The sequence below is a fragment of the Mesorhizobium sp. M5C.F.Ca.IN.020.29.1.1 genome (assembly GCF_003997375.1).
Lineage (GTDB): Bacteria > Pseudomonadota > Alphaproteobacteria > Rhizobiales > Rhizobiaceae > Mesorhizobium > Mesorhizobium wenxiniae.
Map to the genome: position 1 here is coordinate 1 of NZ_RZSW01000753.1, position 2296 is coordinate 2296.

At 62.6% G+C, this 2296-nt stretch carries 1 protein-coding gene; it reads left to right on the plus strand.

Annotated elements, in window-relative coordinates:
• Nucleotides 1–349 precede the first annotated feature (349 nt).
• Nucleotides 350–2296, plus strand: a 1947-nt coding sequence (gene secA, locus EOA85_RS33105; protein ID WP_127212516.1) for a preprotein translocase subunit SecA, incomplete at its 3' end; no start/stop codon positions are given.

Below are 2296 nucleotides of genomic sequence, written 5' to 3' on the forward strand. Positions count from 1 at the left end.
GCGGTGTCCTGCGCCATCAGCGGCGACAGCGACAGAGCCGACAGCCCGAATGCCAGGCCTAGGCTGGCGAGCGACGCGCGGCGGAACAATGAGGACATACGTTTGACTCCAATGGGGGATAGCTAGAGCGGGATGGCTTCCAGACCAGCCGGATTGTGGCGGAATTTGGCACGGTCGACAGGGCGAGCGCGCCGTTGACATCGATTGAGCCCCCTCTTATCTGTCCAACGACTTTGCGTCCAGAACCGTTTTCCGGGCGCTTTTTGCGTTTGTCCGCGTTTCACGTGGATTTGATGGGGCCGTCGGCACCCGTCGCAACGACTTGGAATACTATCGAAAGGACCATTGAATGGTCAGTTTTGGCGGTCTCGCCCGTAAGGTTTTCGGCTCCTCCAACGATCGTCGGGTCAAGTCGACCCGCCCGCGCGTCGAAGCGATCAACGCCATGGAAAACGAGATGCGGGCGCTCTCCGACGCCGAGCTGACGGCCCGCACGGAAAAATTCCGCCAGGACGTCGCCAACGGCGCCACCCTCGATGATCTCCTGGTGCCGGCCTTCGCCACCGTGCGCGAGGCGGCGCGCCGCGTGCTCGGCATGCGCCCATTCGACGTGCAGCTGATCGGCGGCATGGTGCTGCACAATGGCGGCATCGCCGAGATGCGCACCGGCGAGGGCAAGACGCTGGTCGCCACGTTGCCGGTCTATCTCAACGCGCTCGCCGGCAAGGGCGTCCATGTCGTCACCGTCAACGACTATCTTGCCAAACGCGACTCCGAATGGATGGGCCGCGTCTACAAATTCCTCGGCCTTACCGTCGGCGTCATCGTCCATGGCCTGTCCGACGAGGAACGCCATGCTGCCTACGCCGCCGACGTCACCTACGCCACCAACAACGAGCTCGGCTTCGACTATCTGCGCGACAATATGAAATTCGAGCGCGCCCAGATGGTGCAGCGCGGCCACAGCTACGCGATCGTCGACGAGGTCGATTCCATCCTGGTCGACGAGGCGCGCACGCCGCTGATCATTTCCGGTCCGCTCGAGGACCGTTCGGAAATGTACAACACCATCGATGCCTTCATGCTGAAGCTCGAGCCGGCCGACTACGAGATCGATGAGAAGCAGAAGACCTCGATCTTCACCGAGGAGGGCACCGAGAAGCTGGAAAACCTTCTGCGCGACGCCGGCCTGCTCAAGGGCGAGTCGCTCTACGACGTCGAGAACGTCGCCATCGTCCACCACGTCAACAATGCCCTGAAGGCGCACCAGCTGTTCCAGAAGGACAAGGACTATATCGTGCGCAACGGCGAGATCGTCATCATCGACGAATTCACCGGCCGCATGATGCCGGGCCGCCGCTATTCGGAAGGCCTGCACCAGGCACTCGAAGCCAAGGAGCATGTGGCGATCCAGCCGGAGAACCAGACGCTCGCCTCCGTCACCTTCCAGAACTATTTCCGCCTCTACAAGAAGCTCGCCGGCATGACCGGCACAGCGCTGACCGAGGCCGAGGAGTTCGGCAATATCTACGGCCTCGAAGTCACCGAGATCCCGACCAATCTGCCGGTGGTCCGTGTCGACGAGGACGACGAGGTCTACCGGACCGTCGAGGAGAAGTACAAGGCGATCATCAAGGAGATCAAGGAAGCCCGCGCCAAGGGCCAGCCGACGCTGGTCGGCACCACCTCGATCGAGAAATCCGAGCAGCTGGCCGCGCGTCTGCGCAAGGAAGGTTTTACAGATTTCGAGGTGCTGAACGCCCGCCATCACGAGCGTGAGGCGGCGATCGTTGCCCAGGCGGGAAAACCCGGCGCCATCACCATCGCCACCAACATGGCCGGCCGCGGCACCGACATCCAGCTCGGCGGCAATGCCGACATGCGCATCGCCGAGGAGCTTGGCGATATGCCTGAAGGCCCCGAGCGCGAAGCCAGGGAAAAGGCGATCCGCGACGACGTCGCCCGGCTGAAGGAAAAGGCGCTGGCCGCCGGCGGCCTGTACGTGCTCGCCACCGAACGCCACGAGTCGCGCCGCATCGACAACCAGTTGCGCGGCCGCTCAGGCCGCCAGGGCGATCCCGGCCGCTCAAAATTCTTCCTGTCGCTGCAGGACGATCTGATGCGCATCTTCGGCTCCGAGCGCATGGACGGCATGCTGCAGAAGCTCGGCCTCAAGGAAGACGAGGCGATCATCCACCCCTGGATCAACAAGGCGCTGGAAAAAGCGCAGAAGAAGGTCGAGGCGCGCAACTTCGACATTCGCAAGAACCTACTGAAATATGACGACGTCTCCAAC